The sequence below is a fragment of the Pseudomonas sp. GZJR-8 genome (assembly GCF_002916705.1).
GTDB lineage: Bacteria > Pseudomonadota > Gammaproteobacteria > Pseudomonadales > Pseudomonadaceae > Aquipseudomonas > Aquipseudomonas synxantha_A.
The window spans coordinates 80,673-98,588 of record NZ_JXSI01000014.1; the positions used below are offsets into that span (position 1 = coordinate 80,673).

Genomic DNA, 17,916 nt, shown 5'->3' on the forward strand with positions numbered 1-17,916 from the left:
AACGACGTATTTAGTCTAATTTTCACAACCGCAAGTCATCATGTAGTATGCCCAACCGTGCACTACATAATGAAAATCTGAAAAAGCGCATAAGCTCCGCAGAGTGAGGCAAGCAATGACTGAACACGTTCAAGTCGGTGGCCTGCAGGTCGCCAAAGTCCTGTTCGACTTCGTGAACAACGAAGCCATTCCCGGTACCGGCATTACTGCCGACCAGTTCTGGGCCGGTGCCGACAAGGTCATCCACGACCTGGCACCGAAGAACAAAGCCCTACTCGCCAAACGCGACGATTTCCAGGCGCGGATCGATACCTGGCACCAGACTCACGCCGGCCAGGCCCACGACCCGGTGGCCTACAAAGCCTTCCTGCAAGACATCGGATACCTGCTGCCAGAAGCCGCAGACTTTGAGGCCTCGACGCAAAACGTCGACGACGAAATCGCGCGCATGGCCGGCCCGCAACTGGTGGTGCCGGTGATGAATGCGCGCTTCGCCCTCAACGCCTCGAATGCGCGCTGGGGCTCGCTGTATGACGCGTTGTACGGCACCGACGCCATCAGCGAAGCCAACGGCGCCGAAAAGGGCAAGGGCTACAACAAGGTGCGTGGCGACAAGGTCATCGCCTTCGCCCGCGCCTTCCTCGACGAAGCCGCACCGCTGAGCGCGGGCAGCCACGTCGATTCCACCGGCTACAAGATCGTCGACGGCAAGCTGATCGTGAGCCTCAAAGGCGGCAGCAACAGCGGCCTGCGTGACGATGCCCAGTTGATCGGTTTCCAGGGCCCCGCGGCCGAGCCGATTGCGCTCCTGTTCAAACACAACGGCCTGCACTTCGAGTTGCAGATCGACGCCAGCACTCCGGTCGGCCAGACCGATGCCGCCGGCGTCAAAGACGTGCTGATGGAAGCCGCGCTGACCACCATCATGGACTGCGAAGACTCCGTTGCCGCCGTGGATGCCGATGACAAGGTGGTGATCTACCGCAACTGGCTCGGGCTGATGAAGGGCGACCTGGCCGAAGAAGTGGCCAAGGGCGGCAAGACCTTTACTCGTACCATGAACCCTGATCGCGTCTACACCGGCATCGACGGTAACGACGTGACCCTGCACGGCCGTTCGCTGTTGTTCGTGCGCAACGTTGGCCACTTGATGACCATCGATGCGATCCTCGATAAAGACGGCAACGAAGTGCCCGAAGGCATCCTCGACGGCCTGATCACCAGCCTGGCGGCGATCCACAGCCTCAATGGCAACAACACGCGCAAGAACAGCCGCACAGGTTCGGTGTACATCGTCAAACCGAAGATGCACGGCCCGGAAGAAGCCGCGTTCACCAACGAGCTGTTCGGTCGCATCGAAGAGGTGCTGAACCTGGCGCGTAATACGCTCAAAGTCGGGATCATGGACGAGGAGCGCCGTACCACGGTCAACCTCAAGGCCTGCATCAAGGCCGCCAGCGAGCGCGTGGTGTTTATCAACACCGGCTTCCTCGACCGTACCGGCGACGAAATCCACACCTCCATGGAAGCCGGGGCGATGGTGCGCAAGGCCGCCATGAAGGCGGAAAAATGGATCGGCGCCTACGAAAACTGGAACGTCGATATCGGCTTGAGCACCGGCCTGCAAGGCCGTGCACAAATCGGTAAAGGCATGTGGGCCATGCCCGACCTGATGGCGGCGATGCTTGAGCAGAAAATCGCCCATCCATTGGCCGGTGCCAACACCGCCTGGGTACCGTCGCCGACCGCTGCGGCGCTACACGCGTTGCACTATCACAAGGTCGACGTATTTGCCCGCCAGGCCGAACTGGCCAAGCGCGAACGCGCCTCGGTGGACGATATCCTCACCATTCCTCTGGCCAGCAACACCGATTGGTCGGACGAAGAGATCCGCAATGAACTGGACAACAACGCCCAGGGCATCCTTGGCTATGTGGTCCGTTGGATTGACCAGGGCGTTGGCTGTTCGAAAGTACCGGACATCAACGATGTGGGCCTGATGGAAGACCGCGCCACCCTGCGTATCTCCAGCCAGCACATTGCCAACTGGCTGCGCCACGGCGTCGTCAACCAAGACCAAGTGATGGAAAGCCTCAAGCGCATGGCGCCGGTGGTGGACCGTCAGAATGCCGGGGACGCGTTGTATCGTCCGTTGGCGCCGGATTTCGACAGCAATATCGCGTTCCAGGCAGCGGTGGAGTTGGTGATTGAAGGGACCAAGCAGCCCAATGGGTATACCGAGCCGGTGTTGCACCGCAGGCGTCGGGAGTTCAAGGCTAAAAACGGCCTGTAAATGAAAAAGCCCTGATCGAGAGATCAGGGCTTTTTAGTTGGGTTGAGGATGACTGAACTGGCGCAATCGGGAGCAAGCCCCCTCCCACATTCTAAAAGTGTTCGCAGTTCAAAATGTGGGAGAGGGCTTGCTCCCGATGAGGCCATCACAGCATCACAAAAATCAGGAAGCCATCCCCAACTCCCGCTTCACCAACTTCGCCAACTTCACGCTATCTATCGGCTTGAGCAAGAAATCCACCACACTCAAGTGCATCGCATCGATCACATCCGGCGCTTCGGCGTCACCCGACATGATGATGATCGGCAGCGCCGCCCGGGTCGACTCACGCACCTGACGGATCAACTCCAGGCCGTTGCTGGGCTGCATGCGCAGGTCGGTGATCAGCAAACCGATAGAGCCGCTCGATTTCAACAAATCCCATGCCGCCTCACCACTGTCGGCGGTCAAGCAACGAATACCGTCCAGCCCCAGGATTTCCGCCAACAGTTCACGCGCATCCTTGTCGTCGTCCACGATCAATACGCGTTGGGGCGGTAAATCAGGCTCGAGCATCACGGCGCTCAGCGCCTCGCGCTCGGCATCACTCAAAATATCGTGGTCGGACATACGTTTCTCAGCAGTTCTAAATCAATCTCCCAGCACTCGTCAGACATCTGTGCAAGGTCGAACAATGTGCACTTCGTCGGAAAGTTTGCCTAGTGGGCGTTCTACGGGGTTTGGACGATAGTCATGTAAGGTTTTTCCCTAGTTTTGCAGCGTTTTCACCGACCTAGACTTACGTCCAATGGGCACCCGCGGTGCAGGAGTCGACCATGCAGCACGATAACGACAAAAAAACTGCGGTCACTGTTATGAGTAAAGCTGATGCATTCGAACAGGCGGGTAAAACTGCTGTGTTGCAGAACATCCACGGCACCTTGCAATTGCTGCAACGCTTCCCGCCGTTCAACCAGATGGAACAGGCGCACCTGGCCTTCCTGGTGGAACAGTGCCAATTGCGCTTCTATGGCCAGGGCGACAGCATCCTCAAACCGTCGGGCGGGCCGGTCGAGCATTTCTATATCGTCAAACAGGGCCGGGTGATTGGCGAGCGGCCAGACTCGCCAGATCCCACCTTCGAAATCACTACCGGCGAGTGCTTCCCCCTCGCCGCATTGCTGGGTGAACGTGCGACCCGCACCGAACATAAAGCCGCGCAAGACACCTTCTGCCTGCAACTGAACAAGCCGGCGTTTATCAAGCTGTTTGCCCTTTCCAGCCCGTTTCGTGATTTTGCCTTGCGTGGTGTCAGTAGCCTGCTCGACCAAGTCAACCAGCAAGTGCAGCAAAAAGCCGTGGAAACCCTCGGTACCCAATACTCCCTGAATACCCGCCTGGGCGAATTGGCCATGCGCCACCCGGTGACGTGCAGCCCGCACACGCCGTTGCGCGAAGCGGTCACGTTGATGCACGAGCAACAGGTCGGCAGCATTGTGATCGTGGACGAACACAAGGCGCCCCTGGGCATCTTTACCTTGCGTGACCTGCGCCAGGTGGTGGCCGACGGCACCAGCGATTTCAGCCAGGGCATTGACGGCCATATGACCCAGGCGCCGTTCTTCCTGAGCCCGGACCACAGTGCCTTCGACGCCGCTATCGCCATGACCGAACGGCATATCGCCCATGTGTGCCTGGTCAAAGACCAGCGCCTGTGCGGCGTGGTGTCCGAGCGTGACTTGTTCTCGTTGCAACGCGTGGACCTGGTGCACCTGGCCCGCACTATCCGCAACGCGCCCCGGGTCGACAACCTGGTGGCAATCCGCGGTGAAATCGGTCAGTTGGTGGAACGTATGCTTGCTCATGGCGCGTCGTCCACCCAGATCACCCACATCATTACGCTGCTCAACGACCACACCGTCTGCCGGGTGATCGAGCTGACCCTGGCGGAAAAAGGCGACCCCGGCGTGCCATTCAGTTGGCTGTGTTTCGGCAGCGAAGGCCGCCGCGAGCAAACGCTGTACACCGATCAGGACAACGGCATTCTGTTCGAGGCCAAGGACGCAGTCGAAGCTGCCCAGATCCGTGAGCGGCTGCTTCCCCTGGCACAGCACATCAATCAAAGCCTGGCGCTGTGCGGCTTCAGCCTGTGCAAAGGCAATATCATGGCCGGCAACCCCGAGCTGTGCTTGTCCCGGGTGGAGTGGGCGCGGCGCTTCGGCGCGTTTATTCGCGAGGCGACGCCGGAGAACCTGCTTAGCTCGAGCATCTATTTTGATTTGCGTGCAGTGTGGGGCGACGAGCGTGGTTGCGAGCAACTGCGTCAGGGCATTCTCGATCAGGTCGCGGACAACCGTTTGTTCCAGCGCATGTTGGCCGAAAACGCATTACGCCAGCGCCCGCCGGTGGGACGCTTTCGCGAGTTCGTGCTGACCCGCAAGGACGGCGAAAAGGCCACCCTGGATCTCAAGGTGCAGGGCTTGACCCCCTTTGTCGATGGCGCACGCCTGCTCGCCCTGGCCAATGGTATCCACGCCAACAACACCCTGGAGCGCCTGCGTCAGTTGGTCGACAAGCAAGTGATCGAGCCCCTGGATGGCGCGGCCTACGAAGAGGCCTACCACTTCATTCAGCAAACCCGTATGCAGCAGCACCAATTGCAGACCCGCGAGAACCAGCCCTACTCCAACCGCGTCGACCCCGACAGCCTCAACCACCTCGACCGACGCATCCTGCGTGAATCCCTGCGCCAGGCCCAGCGCCTGCAAAGCAGCCTGACCTTGCGGTATCAACTGTGAGTTGGTTCGGCTGGTTTCATAAGCAAAAACCGGGGCTGAATGCCGCGCAACAACAGCGCCTGGAACAACTGCCCAAGCCTTGCGCATTGGGCGATGGTTCGTTGCGCAACCAACGCTGGGTCGTGGTGGATCTGGAAACCAGCGGCCTGAACCTAAACCGTGACCAGGTGCTGTCCATCGGCGCCGTGGTGATCGAGGACGGTGCGGTGGATTTTTCGCAACTATTCGAACGTACCCTGCAACGCACCGACACCAAGCTCAGCCCCAGCGTATTGATTCATGGTCTCGGCCCCAGTGCGATTGCCGCCGGCAGCGACCCGGCCGAGGCACTGCTGGATTTCATGGCATTCGTGGGCGACAGCCCGTTGCTGGCCTTCCATGCACCGTTCGATCAACACATGCTGGGCCGGGCGCTCAAGGACAGCCTGGGTTATCGCCTGGCCCACCCGTTTCTCGACGTGGCCGACCTGGCACCGCTCTTGTGCCCCGACGCCACGCTGCGCGAGGCCGGACTGGACGACTGGGTCAAGCATTTCCAGCTGCAGGTCGGCGAGCGTCATCACGCCAGCGCCGATGCACTGGTCACGGCGGAGCTGATGCTGATCCTGTTCAGCCGTGCACGGCAGCAGCAGATCGACACGCCCCACGCGCTGCAAGAGCGTTTGGCCCAGTGGAAACGGCGCCAACAAGCGCCATCGTTTTAATGTCACCTCCCGACAGACGCTAATTGCGCCCACCCCACGCCTCTGACACAATCGCGAATAATTCTCGTTAGTTTAAACCTACTATTTATTCGGTGATGCCTTGTCGTCGGTCCAGACCCCACACAGTGAGCTTGTTGGCGCGTTGTATCGCGACCATCGTGGCTGGCTGTTGGCCTGGCTACGCCGCAATGTAGCCTGCCCGAGCCGCGCCGAAGACCTGAGCCAGGACACCTTCATGCGCCTGCTGGGCCGCGACGGCTTGCGCGAGCCCCGTGAGCCCCGGGCGTTCCTGGTGGCCATCGCCAAGGGCCTGCTGTTCGACTACTTCCGTCGAGCCGCTCTGGAACAGGCGTATCTCACCGAATTGATGCTGATCCCCGAAAGCAAACACCCTTCGCCGGAAGCACAGCAACTGATCCTTGAAGACCTCAAGGCCATCGACCGCCTGCTCGGCAAGTTGTCGAGCAAGGCCCGCGCCGCGTTCCTCTATAACCGCCTCGACGGCCTGGGCCACGCAGAAATCGCCCAGCGCCTCGGTGTGTCGGTGCCCCGTGTGCGCCAGTACCTGGCCCAAGGTATACGTCAGTGCTACATCGCGCTGTATGGCGAGCCCTCGTGACAACCATTAGCTCCAAACCGGTTTCGGCACGGGTGCTGGATGCCGCGATTGCCTGGCAACTGTCTCTGGACTCGGGCGACGGCAGCGCGGTGGAACAGCAAGAGTTCACCAAATGGCTGGCCAGCGATGAGGAACATGCCCGCGCCTGGCGCCAACTGGGCATGCTCGATCAGCGCTTCAGCGTGGCCGCCGGCCCGGCCCGGGCGGCGTTGCTGCAATCGCGCCACGGCATTCGCCAGCGCGTACGCAAGTTGGGCCGTGGCCTGGCGAGTATCGTACTGGTGTGTGGCCTGGGCTTGTTTGCCGGCGAGCGTTACGTGCCGATCCACTACTGGCTGGCCGACCAGCGCACCGCCACCGGCGAGCAACGCACACTGAAACTGGACGATGGCACTTCCATCAACCTCAATACCCATAGCGCCATAGATGTGCGCTTCGACGAACAGCGCCGATTGATTGTGTTGCAGGAGGGCGAAATCCTCGTCGAAACCGGCCACGACGATTCACGCCCGTTCTATGTGCAAACCCGCGACGGCAGCCTGCGAGCGCTGGGTACCCGGTTTATCGTCAAGCGCGAAGACGACGCTACGCGCTTGAGCGTGTTGCAGTCCGCCGTGGCCGCCCAGCCTGAAGCGCTGCATCAGGAGCACGTTTTCAAAGCAGGCCAGCAAGTGTTGATGCGCAGCGATGGCCTTGGCCCGCTGCTGGCCGTGACACCCGCCACCGACGCCTGGACCCGCGGCATGTTGGTGGTCGACAACGCCCGCCTGGGCGATGTGATCGAAGAACTGGGCCGCTACCGCACCGGGCACTTGGGCGTGGATGACAACGTGGCCGACCTGCGCATCACCGGCAGCTTCCCCCTGCACGACACCACGCTGGCGTTGAATGCGCTGTTGCCGACCTTGCCGGTGCAGATCAAGCAGCACACGCCGTGGTGGGTGACTGTAGCTGCCAAGCCTTAGTTCTGTGGTGACCGGGCAATCGCCATCGGGAGCAAGCCCCCTCCCACATTGGAAGGTACTCACACATCCAAATGTGGGAGGGGGCTTGCTCCCGATGAGGCCCTGAAACACACCGCCAAAAAAATAGTTTCACCCAGCCCTATCACTTTCCGATTCTCGCTCGGCACCTAAGCAATTGAGAAATATTTCCATTCAGGAGCCGCCCTTATGTCCCGCACGCTAGACACCTTGTTGCGTCCCAGTCTGTTAGCCCTGGCCATCGCCCTCAGCGCCCCGCTGGCGAGCACTTCGCTGATCGCTGCTGAACAAGCCTTGAGCGTGCGCGCCTATAACCTGCCGGCAGCCCCATTGGCCAGCACCCTGAACCAGATCGCCAGCCAGGCTGGCCTGGCGCTGACCCTCAACCCGACACTCGCCGCCGGCAAGACCTCGGCCCCGGTCAAGGGCCAGTTCGATGCACAGAGCGCGTTGCGCGAGGCCTTGCGCGGTACTGGCTTGCAGTTGGAACAAAGCAGTACGGGCACTTACACCCTGGTGCCGGTTCCGGAGGGCGTCGTCGCCTTGCCGACTACCAACATCACCGGCCAGGGCAGCTATGAAAGCGCTTGGGGGCCGGTGGAGGGGTATGTGGCAAAGCGCACCGCCGCCGGCACCAAAACCGATACCGCGCTGGTCGAGGCGCCACGCTCGATTTCGGTAGCCACCCGCGAGCAGATGCAAGACCGCAACGTGCAGAACCTCGACGATGCGGTCAAATACATGCCTGGCATCGTTTCCGCCAGCTACGGCAGCGACACCCGCTACGACTGGATGCGCGTACGCGGCTTCGAGCCGACGCAATTCCTCGATGGCCTGCCACTGCCACGCGGGGTGTATGCCAACCCGAAAGCCGAAACCTGGAACCTGGATCGCCTCGCTTTGCTGCGCGGTCCGGCCTCGTCTGTCTACGGCCAGACCCCACCGGGTGGCCTGTTGGACATGGTCAGCCGCCGCCCCAGCGCTGAATCGAGCCACGCCATCCAGGTGCAATACGGCAGTGACAACTACCGCCAGATCAATTTCGAAAGCACTGGCAAGATCGATAATGAAGGCCAGTTTCTCTACAGCGTTGGCGGCGTGGTGCGCGATGCTGGTACCCAGGTCGATCACATCGACAACAAACGCTACAACATCGCACCGAGCCTGACCTGGAATATCGACACCGATACCAAGCTGACCTTGCTGTCGCAGTTCACCCGTGACGATACCGGGGCTACCAGCCAGTTCCTGCCGATAGTCGGCACCAAGATCAAGTCGCCGCTGGGTGACGTTTCGCATCATAAGAACCTGGGCGATCCGGACTACGAGTTCTACGACCGTACCTATTACGCACTCGGCTACGCATTCGAGCACCGTTTCAGCGATACATGGCAGTTCAAACAGAACCTGCGTTACACCAAATCGGAACTGTCGTTTCAGCAATTGACCGTGGGGGCCTATGGCTGGGCGCCGGTCGACGCTGAGGGCAATATCGATCGATCGTCCACCAACGTGGACGAGAACATCGGACAATTGGCGGTCGATAACAACTTTCAGGCCGACTTCGCCACCGGTGACGTCACCCACACCCTTCTCCTCGGACTGGACCACCAGCGTACCGATACCTCGTACTTGTCGATTTACGGGCAGGCCGGAAGAGTCAACATCTTCAACCCGGTCAACACCACGCCGGTTGAACGCCCCGCACGCTCCGGCGCTTTCTACGACTACAACCAGAAAACCATCCAGACCGGTCTCTACGTGCAGGACCAAATGGCGCTGGACAACTGGCGCCTGACCCTGGGCGGCCGTGAAGACTGGGTGCACCAAGGTACAACTTACTTCAACAAAAACGACGCGACCAATACTGACCGCAGCAAGAATTTCAGCGGTAACGCGGCACTGAGCTATGTGTTCGACTCGGGCTTCGTACCGTACATTTCCTACGCCGAATCGTTCCAACCGGCGAGCAACGCCAGCGCTTCACCTACAGAGTCCTATAAACCCACCGAGGGCAAGCAGTGGGAATTGGGGATCAAGTACCAACCGCCGGGCTCGAACACGCTGCTCAGTGCAGCGGTGTATGACCTGACCCAGAAGAACGTTCTGGTCAGCAGCTTCCAATCCGGTGGTGTATCTGTCACCGACCAGACCGGCGAGGTGAAAGTCAAAGGTCTGGAGCTGGAAGCCATCTCTGACGTCACCGAAAACCTCAAGGTGATCGCGGCGTATACCCTGGCCAAATCCGAAGTGCAAAAAGGCGATTTCAAAGGCAATCGCCTGCAATTGATGCCCAACCAACAAGCCTCCTTGTGGACCGACTACACCTGGCACACCGGCGCCCTCGACGGTTTCGGTATCGGCTTCGGCGCACGCTACACCGGCAATACCTATGGCGACCAAGCCAATACCTGGGCCGGCAAGGCCAATGCCTACACCGTGTTCGACGGCGCCGTGCACTACGACCTCGGTCGCCTCGACAACAGCCTTAAAGGCGCGTCGGTGAAAGTGAACGCGACCAACCTGTTCAACAAGGACTACATTTCCACCTGTGATGGCTCGTACTGCTACTTCGGCGACCAACGCAGCGTCGTCGCCAGCGCCACCTACCAGTGGTGATCAGCTTGAGTTAACAACCAGGCCGCCCCACAGGGCGGCTTGGGTGCATCTGAAGGCTCGAAAATGAAAAGCAAAACCATCCGCCGCTGGTCCTTCATCCACACCTGGACCAGCCTGATCTGCACCGTATTCCTGCTACTGCTCGCCCTCACCGGCTTGCCGTTGGTGTTCCACCACGAGATCGACCACCTGCTGGGTAACGAGCCCGAGCTGGCACAGATGCCGGCCGATACGCCGCAGCTCAACCTTGAGCAGCTTGTGGCCAAAGCCCAGGCCCATCGACCCGGCGAGGCCATGCAGTACCTGGCGTGGGACGAAGACGACAAGAACGGTGTGATCGCGATCATGGCCGCCACGGCCGGCACCGAGCCGAACTCGTCGCACACCTTCATGCTCGACGCCCGCACTGGCGAAGCAGTGGAAACCCCGGCGGCCAATGGCGGGCTGACCCTGTTCCTGCTGCGTCTGCATGTGGACATGTTCGCCGGCCTGCCGGGCAAGTTGCTGCTGGCGTTCATGGGCCTTCTGTTCGTGCTGGCGATTGTTTCGGGCACGGTGTTGTACCTGCCGTTCATGCGCCGCTTGAAGTTCGCCACCGTGCGCCAGGACAAGTCCACCCGCCTGCGCTGGCTCGACCTGCACAACCTGATCGGCGTGGTCACCCTGACGTGGGCGCTGGTGGTGGGCGTGACCGGCGTGATCAGCGCCTGCGCCGACCTGATCATCGCCGCCTGGCGCCAGGACAGCCTCAGCGCCATGATCGAACCCTACCAGAACGCCCCGCCGCTGACCCACCGCGCACCGGCCACCGAGCTGCTGAGCATTGCCGCCCAGGCAGCGCCGGGCATGGAGCCGGACTTTATCGCCTTCCCCGGCACACGCTTCTCCAGCGAGCATCACTATGCGGTGTTCATGAAAGGCAGCACGCACCTCACCTCCCATCTGCTCACGCCGGTGCTGATCGACGCCAGCACCCTGGCCGTCACCGCCATCGCCGAGCGCCCTTGGTACATGGACGCCATGGGCATGTCCCAACCGCTGCACTTCGGTGATTACGGCGGGATGCCGATGAAAATCTTGTGGGCAGTGCTGGATGTGCTGACCATCGTCGTGCTGGTCAGCGGCATTTACTTGTGGATCGTGCGGCGCAAGGCGGCCAAGGTATGAAGCCTCGGCAGTCGAATTTCTGGAAAGTGTTTGGCATACCAATGGGGATTGGCCTGCTCAGTGCCGCCGGGTTGTTTGCGGCGTTGCTGGGGGATGGGGTGTGGGATTCTTTGAGTTGGGTGGGGTTGGGCGTACCTGCTGCCATTGGCGCTTGGGCGTTGGGCAAGCGGCGCGGCTGAGGGCGCTATCGGGGGCAAGCCCCCTCCCACATTTGATTTGTGAACGCCGTCCAGTGTGGGAGGGGGCTTGCCCCCGATGAGGCCCTCTGGATCACAAAAATCCCCCTCGCCAGCCACTGCGCAAGCATCTACGCTAGCCCCAGTCCATTTCGAGGAATGCCCATGTCCGCCCCCAGCATGACCTTGTTCCACAACCCCGCTTCGCCGTTCGTACGCAAAGTCCGCGTGCTGCTGAGCGAGACCGGCCAGCAGGACCGCGTGGCCCTGCACGCTTGCCTGCCGACACCGGTCAACCCGGATGCCCAAGTACTGCAAGGCAACCCGGTGGGCAAGATCCCGGCGCTGCGCCTGGCCGACGGTTCAGTACTGCACGACAGCCGGGTGATCCTCGATTACTTCGACCACCAGCATGTCGGCAACCCGCTGATCCCTCGCGATGGCTCGGCGCGCTGGCGGCGCCTGACGTTGGCCTCGATGGCCGACGGCATCATGGATGCCGCCGTGCTGGTGCGTTACGAGACCGCCATGCGCCCGCTGGAAAAACACTGGGATCAATGGCTCGACGAACAGCGCAACAAGATTCGTCGCGCTCTCGCCGAGCTGGAGCAGGACGCCATCGCCGAACTGGCCAGCCATTTCGATATCGCTTCGATCAGCGTCGCCTGCGCCCTGGGCTACCTCGACTTTCGCCATCCGGATATGCAGTGGCGCTCGGACAACCCCAAGCTCGCCGCCTGGTACGCCGAGGTCAGCCAGCGGCCTTCGATGCAGCAGACCCAACCGCCCGCCTGACATGCATACCTACCCCCTGTGGGAGCGGGCTTGCCCGCGATTGCGGCGTGTCATTCAGTACATCTGCTTCTGAACCACCTCTATCGCGGGCAAGCCCGCTCCCACAGGGGACGGTGGTGGTATTGAGGAAGGTGGCGATCCTTAAGGCCAACTGCGCCCCCGCTTGCTGATCCTCCCGCAACCCAATCATTGCACTTGCTCCACCTTGCGCTTACCCACCCCATACCAATCCAGCTTGCGCGTCAGCACCATGACCGTGCCCAGCAGGCCAAACAGCAACAGCGAGCCCATCAACAGCGCGTAATCCTCGGCACTGAGCAACCCGAACAACAAGCCATACAACGCCGCCAACCCTGCCGAGAACCCCAGCCCATGGACGACGCTACGCAGCACGTGGCACACGTAGAAACCGATCAACAGCACACAGGCACTGGCCGATATCAGGTACGCCAAGGCAAAGCCCACATGCTCGGACAGCGACAACAGCAACAGGTAGAAGAACGCCAGCGCCACACCCACCAGTGCATACTGAATCGGGTGCACCGCCAGGCTCTTGAGCACTTCGAACAGGAAGAAGCCAGCGAAGGTCAGGGCGATAAACAACAGCGCGTATTTGATCGCACGGTCGCTCTTGAGGTACTGGTCCACCGGGTCGATGAAGTTCACGCCAAAGCTGAGGTTGTTGAAGTCTTCGCAGCCCTGGCGGTCCAGGCAGCTTTGCAGCGCTTGTTCAAGGTTGGTGGAGAAGAATGAGGTCTGCCAACTGGCACTGAAGCCCTGGTCGTTGACTTCCCGTTGAGCCGGCAGAAAGTTGCCGATGAAACTCGGGTGCGGCCAGTTGGACGCCAGGGACACCTGGCTGGTCTTGCCCACCGGCACCACTTGCAGTTGTTCGGTGCCTTGCAGACGCAGGTCGAAGGCGAAATCCAGCACGGCAGGTTTCTTGCCGTCTTGCGTCGGCAACATCACATGCACGCCCTCGCCCAGCCAGTCCACCTGCGAGCCCGGCGAGAACTCCAGGCGCTGATCACCCAGCTCCAGCTTCAAAGCGTTTTCAATGCCGCGAATATCGCTGATGCCCACCGCCAGAAACGCAGGCTCAAAGCGGTAATCAGCAAAGTCTTCGGTGATTCCCAACTGCGCAGGCAATTCAAAACGCCCGCTGATACGGTTGTCGGCATGGAACAACCGCGCCTGGTAGATACCCCGCGCACGCAGTTCGGTTTGCACCTTGCCGTCGAGCTCGAAATGCTCCGGCAGGAAATACAACCGGCCACGCTCTTCACGGGTTTCTTCGTAGCGTTTATTGAGCCTTTCATTGAGCTTCCATTCACGCACCGTCTTGCGAAACGGCACCACCATCACCGGCCCGGTGAGGCGCTGGGCGTAACTGGAGCTGCGGGCGATGTCCATCAATACGCCGTCGCGCAGTTGCTGGCGGTCGGTGATGATGCCGTTGATCATCAGCAACGGAATCAGCAACAGCAGGATCAGCAGCGCAATCGCGCCAAGTTTGAAAAGCAGGCTGCGGTTCATGGGTCTCTCCCTGTTTGAATGGGGGAGAGTCTGCCCAGCCGGTATGGGGGATTTATGTGGGCAATGTGGAGACTGTGTGGAGATGCAGCACTGCTTGCACGCCGCCTGGCACATTGCCGATCTGCAGCGAGCCGCCATGCAGCTTCATCACCTCCTCGACAAAGTTGAGCCCCAGGCCCGTGCTTTTACGCCCGCTGGCCGGACGTGGCAGCGAGTAGAACCGCTCGCTCAGGCGCGGCAGCGCGTAATCGGGAATCGCCGCGGCCTGGTTGAACAGACTGACCTGCACATCGTTATGCCGCACCTGGGCGCTGAATCTCAGCGTGCCGCCGGGAGGGGTGAAATCCAGCGCATTGTCGAGCAGGTTGCCCAGGGCCTGACGCAGCAGGAAGGGTTCGCCAAACACCTTCACATCGGCGGCGATGACCTGCTCCACCTGCAAGCCGGCACCTTCGATTCGCGCACATTGGGCCTTGAGCACCTCATCGACCAACACCGCCAGCGGGATGTTCGACTGTTCCTCCAGCCCCTGACGTTGCTCAACCTGGGCCAGGTTCAACAGGCGTTCGATCAACTGTTGCAGGCGCGCGCTTTCGCTGTCGATATTGCCGACAAACCGCTGCTGCTGCTCACGGCTCATATCGCCCTGCAACAGCTCCGCCGCACCGCGAATCGCCGCCAACGGGCTTTTCAATTCATGGGTCAGCGTATGCACGTAGCGCTCTACGTAAGCCTTGCCTTCCAACTGCGTGCGCATGTGTTCCACGGCGGTGGACAACTGCTTGAGCTCGCCGCCGCGATAATGCGGCAACTCGGCGCGGCGGCCCTCGCTCACGGCTTCGGCATAGGCAGTAAGGCGTCGGAGGGCGACGGTCAGCCACCACGACAATAGCGCGCCCAGCAGCAGGCCCAGAATGACCAGCCCCGCGCCGTACCACAGCAGGCGGCGCTCAGTGCGATCCACGTAGGGTTGCAACGAGCTGTTGGGCTTGGCCACGGTGACCACGCCGATGATCTGGCCGTTATCGCGAATCGGCGCCCCAACGTGCATCACGGATGACGCGGGATCGTCCACGTCGCTGCGGGTGGAGCGCGCACCGTATTCGCCGCGCAGGGTCAGGTACACGTCGTTCCACTTCGAATAGTCCTGGCCCACTGCTTCACCGCTGGAGTCAAGCAGGACCCTGCCCTTGGCGTCGGTCACATAAATACGATGGTTGACCTGGTTTTTCGGCAGGCCCCAGATCACCGCACCCGGCTGGCGATTGCCGTAAGCCTTGAGCAGCGCTGGCCAATGACTCTGGCCCAGGGTGCCGTTCTTCACATCTTCGCGCAGGATTTCAGCCAGCAGGTTGGCGGTGTCTACCAATGTTTCTTCGGTAGACTGGCGCACGCCGGGGCGGATTTCCTTCATCACCGTGTTGAGTACGAAGTAGCCGGTCAGGCCGATAAACAGCGCATACACCAGGAAAATCCGCAGCCCCAGGCGCATCAGCTGTGGCTCGGGCTGTAGCTGTAGCCCAGGCCGCGATGGGTCTGGATCGGCTCGGCCTGTGCCGCCACGCTACGCAATTTGCTGCGCAGGCTTTTGATGTGGCTGTCGATATTGCGCTCGTAGCCGGCATCGGCGGGCACACCGACGGCGTCCAGCAGTTGCTCGCGGCTGAACACGCGCTCGGGTTGTTCCAACAGGCTTTGCAGCAGGCGGAACTCGTGGCGCGTGAGGCTCAGGGGTTGCCCGCGATAGTGGATCTGCATGCGCTCCAGGTCCACCTGGAACAGCATCGGGGCCGCACCCGGGCCAACACGCTTGAGAATCGCCCGGACCCGCGCCGCTACTTCCCGAGGGCTGAAGGGCTTGACTACATAATCGTCGGCACCGATTTCCAGCCCCACCACCCGGTCGATCTCGGCATCCCGGGCACTGAGGAACATCACTGGCACTTCGCTGAACCGGCGCAGGTGCTTGCAGGTTTCAAAGCCAGTGATGTCCGGCAGACCGATGTCGAGAATGATGAGGTCGGCCGGGCTCTGGCGCTGATGCTCCAGCGCCGCCTGGCCAAGGGTCAGCCAGGTGGTGGTGAAGCCCTCGCCTTGCAGGGCAAAGATCAGCGTGTCGGCTATCGCCGCTTCGTCTTCGACAATCAGGATGTGCGGCATGGGTTCAATCAGCAGTCCGGTTTGTCGGCAGTGTAGCGACGTGCCGGGTTCACCGCCGCGCCAAATTCACGCAGGGCCTTGGCGCCGATCAACAGCGGGTAGTTGAAGCTGCTGCGGTCGGTGAGGTTAACCTCGACGGTGCGCTTGACGTCGCCCAGGCACATCTCCAGATCGATCACCGGACGCTTGGCCACGCTGGCTTCGTCCTTGTCGTCATCTTCGTCGGCACGGCTCTTGATCTTGCTGATGCGCGACACCTTGTGCTCGTAGACCTTGCTGCCGGCGTCCTTGCCGCCGAGGCGGAAGCGCACCCAATCATCGCCGTCGCGGGTGAAGGTCTCGATGTCCCGGGCCGACAGCGAGGCGGTCAGCGCGCCGGTATCCATCTTGGCCTTGAAGGTTTCGCCGATCTCCGGCAACTGGATGTATTCGTAGCGACCATAAAGGGTCGGTTCGGCAGCCATGACAGGCAGGGCCAGCAGAGCGAGGGAGGCAAATAACAGTTTCACGAAGTGAGTTCCTCGGAAAGAAGTAGGCGGATTCTAGACCGCAAACGCGGCACTTGGTTAGTGACTGCCACCCTACACGGCACATTGTGAAACATTCGTCCGCTGATTTGCGATTTGGCCTCTAGACTCACCTTGCTTATCATGGCCCACCCACAAGATTCCAAGAGTTATTTATGCGCCGCCTGCTCACCGGCTGTTTGGTCACACTGCTGCTGTTACTCAACACGCTGATCCTGATCGGCCCCTTGATGGTGTTTGCCCTGCTCAAGCTGGTGGCGCCGGGCCGCTCGCGTGACTATGCGTCCTGGGCGGTGATGTGGATCGCCGAGACCTGGGCCGAGATCGACAAGTTGATTTTCTCGCTGTGCATTCCAACCCAATGGGATATCCGCGGCGGTGAGAACCTGCGCAGTGACACCTCCTACCTGGTCATCAGCAACCACCAATCCTGGGTCGATATTCCGGCGCTGATCCAGGCGCTGAACCGGCGCACGCCGTTCTTCAAATTCTTCCTGAAAAAAGAGCTGATCTGGGTGCCCTTCCTCGGCCTGGCCTGGTGGGCGCTGGATTACCCGTTCATGAAGCGCTACACCAAAGCATTTCTGGCCAAGCATCCTGAACTGGCAGGGCAGGATCTGAAAATCACCAAGGAGGCCTGCGAGCTATTCAAGCGCCAGCCGGTGACGGTGGTCAATTACCTGGAAGGCACGCGGTTCAGCGAGGCCAAGCGCGCGCAACAGGATTCACCCTTTACCCGGCTACTCAAGCCCAAGGCAGGCGGCGTCGCGTTTGTACTGGCGGCGATGGGTGAACAGCTGGACGCGGTACTCGACGTCACCGTGGTCTACCCGCAACACAAGATCCCGGGGTTCTGGGACTTGATCAGTGGCGCGGTGCCGAAGGTGATCGTGGATATCCGCACCCGCGAGCTGGACCCGGCGTTGTGGCAAGGGGATTACGAGAATGATCCGGCGTTTCGCCAGACCGTCCAGAACTGGGTCAACCAGCTCTGGGCGGAAAAGGACCGTCGAATCCATGAACTGCTGGAAAACGACGGCATGCAATGCGAAAGCCAACGATGATGGAACCTTCCAAGGTCATACACGAGACCTTGAAAGGTAATCCATAGTGGTGTCTTGCTTCCTGCAGCTCCCTACTGTTTCGACGCTACCGCTCAAGCCAGCTCATTTATGCTGTTGCGCAGAGCATCTCGTACCTGCGTAGGGTTGGTCCTGTCAAAAAGGGAATCCAAAGCCGTGCGCATCTTTGCTGATGCTTGCGAGATATCACCTCCAGCAGCCTGGGCGCCCAACACCTCAACGAGATTGGAAATCACTGCGTCAGCGGAAGCCTGCACAGACGAGGGTACATTTGCCAAATCGCTGCGCGGCACTCCGGATGCATCAACCTCTTTTGGTTGGCCGTCCTCACCCTTCACAAGGTGCACGCCACCTTCAGGCAACGGTTTGTCTACCGGCCACTCTTTAGCAGCAGTGACTGCTTCTGGTTGACCGTCCGCACCCTTCACAAGGTGCACGCCACCTTCAGGCAACGGTTTGTCTACCGGCCACTCTTTAG

16 protein-coding genes are annotated in these 17,916 nt (G+C 60.7%); 10 read left to right on the plus strand and 6 right to left on the minus strand.

The window, feature by feature from the left end; all coding sequences use genetic code 11:
* Positions 1-115 precede the first annotated feature (115 nt).
* Entirely contained in the window at positions 116-2,293 is a 2,178-nt protein-coding gene (locus tag TK42_RS23380; protein WP_103735248.1) for a malate synthase G, read from the plus strand.
* 162 nt (positions 2,294-2,455) lie between these two features.
* Here the strand turns inward: TK42_RS23380 and TK42_RS23385 are convergent, their stop codons facing one another.
* Positions 2,456-2,902, minus strand: coding sequence for a response regulator (locus tag TK42_RS23385; RefSeq protein ID WP_032879104.1), 447 nt, complete (start codon positions 2,900-2,902; stop codon positions 2,456-2,458).
* A gap of 245 nt (positions 2,903-3,147) precedes the next feature.
* Here TK42_RS23385 and TK42_RS23390 point away from each other — a divergent pair, with 245 nt between their 5' ends.
* From TK42_RS23390 to TK42_RS23425, 8 genes are all read left to right on the plus strand, one after another.
* On the plus strand, positions 3,148-5,070 hold the full coding sequence (locus tag TK42_RS23390) for a putative nucleotidyltransferase substrate binding domain-containing protein (RefSeq protein WP_103735283.1): 1,923 nt from the start codon (positions 3,148-3,150) through the stop codon (positions 5,068-5,070).
* Entirely contained in the window at positions 5,067-5,774 is a 708-nt protein-coding gene (locus TK42_RS23395) for a PolC-type DNA polymerase III (protein WP_005792102.1), read from the plus strand. The genes TK42_RS23390 and TK42_RS23395 overlap by 4 nt, the downstream gene beginning before the upstream one ends.
* A gap of 100 nt (positions 5,775-5,874) precedes the next feature.
* Positions 5,875-6,393, plus strand: a complete 519-nt coding sequence (locus tag TK42_RS23400) for an RNA polymerase sigma factor (protein WP_103735249.1) — start codon at positions 5,875-5,877, stop codon at positions 6,391-6,393.
* Positions 6,390-7,358 carry a FecR domain-containing protein gene (locus TK42_RS23405; protein ID WP_103735250.1) on the plus strand — a complete coding sequence of 323 codons (969 nt, stop codon included), beginning with the start codon at positions 6,390-6,392 and terminating at the stop codon, positions 7,356-7,358. Before TK42_RS23400 ends, TK42_RS23405 begins: the two co-directional genes overlap by 4 nt.
* A gap of 207 nt (positions 7,359-7,565) precedes the next feature.
* A complete protein-coding gene (locus TK42_RS23410; protein WP_103735251.1) occupies positions 7,566-9,995 on the plus strand; it encodes a TonB-dependent siderophore receptor in 2,430 nt (809 codons plus the stop codon).
* Between the two features lie 63 nt (positions 9,996-10,058).
* Positions 10,059-11,162, plus strand: a complete 1,104-nt coding sequence (locus tag TK42_RS23415; RefSeq protein ID WP_005792106.1) for a PepSY domain-containing protein — start codon at positions 10,059-10,061, stop codon at positions 11,160-11,162.
* Positions 11,159-11,341, plus strand: a complete 183-nt coding sequence (locus TK42_RS23420) for a hypothetical protein (protein ID WP_078822500.1) — start codon at positions 11,159-11,161, stop codon at positions 11,339-11,341. Before TK42_RS23415 ends, TK42_RS23420 begins: the two co-directional genes overlap by 4 nt.
* Before the next feature lie 162 nt (positions 11,342-11,503).
* Positions 11,504-12,133: a glutathione S-transferase family protein gene (locus TK42_RS23425; protein WP_032879098.1), complete on the plus strand. Its 630-nt coding sequence runs from the start codon at positions 11,504-11,506 to the stop codon at positions 12,131-12,133.
* Between the two features lie 186 nt (positions 12,134-12,319).
* Here TK42_RS23425 and creD read toward each other — a convergent pair whose 3' ends face one another.
* The 4 genes from creD to TK42_RS23450 are packed head-to-tail and all read right to left on the minus strand — an operon-like array spanning position 12,320 to position 16,338.
* Positions 12,320-13,669 carry a cell envelope integrity protein CreD gene (creD, locus tag TK42_RS23435; RefSeq protein ID WP_103735253.1) on the minus strand — a complete coding sequence of 450 codons (1,350 nt, stop codon included), beginning with the start codon at positions 13,667-13,669 and terminating at the stop codon, positions 12,320-12,322.
* A 52-nt stretch (positions 13,670-13,721) separates the two neighbouring features.
* Positions 13,722-15,161, minus strand: a complete 1,440-nt coding sequence (gene creC / locus TK42_RS23440; RefSeq protein ID WP_103735254.1) for a two-component system sensor histidine kinase CreC — start codon at positions 15,159-15,161, stop codon at positions 13,722-13,724.
* Positions 15,161-15,829 (minus strand): two-component system response regulator CreB, encoded by a 669-nt coding sequence (gene creB, locus TK42_RS23445; RefSeq protein WP_078822503.1) that lies wholly within the window; start codon positions 15,827-15,829, stop codon positions 15,161-15,163. The genes creC and creB overlap by 1 nt, the downstream gene beginning before the upstream one ends.
* A gap of 8 nt (positions 15,830-15,837) precedes the next feature.
* Positions 15,838-16,338 (minus strand): ATP-dependent zinc protease, encoded by a 501-nt coding sequence (locus TK42_RS23450; protein ID WP_103735255.1) that lies wholly within the window; start codon positions 16,336-16,338, stop codon positions 15,838-15,840.
* A gap of 173 nt (positions 16,339-16,511) precedes the next feature.
* Between TK42_RS23450 and TK42_RS23455 the strand changes: the two genes are divergently transcribed.
* Positions 16,512-17,420, plus strand: coding sequence for an acyltransferase (locus TK42_RS23455; protein WP_032879094.1), 909 nt, complete (start codon positions 16,512-16,514; stop codon positions 17,418-17,420).
* 92 nt (positions 17,421-17,512) lie between these two features.
* On the opposite strand, the gene TK42_RS23460 is transcribed toward TK42_RS23455, so the two are convergent.
* Positions 17,513-17,916, minus strand: a 404-nt coding sequence (locus TK42_RS23460) for a hypothetical protein (RefSeq protein ID WP_158254348.1), incomplete at its 5' end; no start/stop codon positions are given.

Excerpts from the sequence above, each read along its gene's own strand:
- TK42_RS23380 (WP_103735248.1), top strand. The coding sequence starts at position 116 with ATGACTGAACACGTTCAAGTCGGTGGCCTGCAGGTCGCCAAAGTCCTG.
- TK42_RS23425 (WP_032879098.1), top strand. The coding sequence starts at position 11,504 with ATGTCCGCCCCCAGCATGACCTTGTTCCACAACCCCGCTTCGCCGTTC.
- TK42_RS23390 (WP_103735283.1), top strand. The coding sequence starts at position 3,148 with ATGAGTAAAGCTGATGCATTCGAACAGGCGGGTAAAACTGCTGTGTTG.
- TK42_RS23420 (WP_078822500.1), top strand. The coding sequence starts at position 11,159 with ATGAAGCCTCGGCAGTCGAATTTCTGGAAAGTGTTTGGCATACCAATG.
- TK42_RS23455 (WP_032879094.1), top strand. The coding sequence starts at position 16,512 with ATGCGCCGCCTGCTCACCGGCTGTTTGGTCACACTGCTGCTGTTACTC.
- TK42_RS23385 (WP_032879104.1), bottom strand. The coding sequence starts at position 2,902 with ATGTCCGACCACGATATTTTGAGTGATGCCGAGCGCGAGGCGCTGAGC.
- creD (WP_103735253.1), bottom strand. The coding sequence starts at position 13,669 with ATGAACCGCAGCCTGCTTTTCAAACTTGGCGCGATTGCGCTGCTGATC.
- TK42_RS23415 (WP_005792106.1), top strand. The coding sequence starts at position 10,059 with ATGAAAAGCAAAACCATCCGCCGCTGGTCCTTCATCCACACCTGGACC.
- creB (WP_078822503.1), bottom strand. The coding sequence starts at position 15,829 with ATGCCGCACATCCTGATTGTCGAAGACGAAGCGGCGATAGCCGACACG.
- TK42_RS23410 (WP_103735251.1), top strand. The coding sequence starts at position 7,566 with ATGTCCCGCACGCTAGACACCTTGTTGCGTCCCAGTCTGTTAGCCCTG.
- creC (WP_103735254.1), bottom strand. The coding sequence starts at position 15,161 with ATGCGCCTGGGGCTGCGGATTTTCCTGGTGTATGCGCTGTTTATCGGC.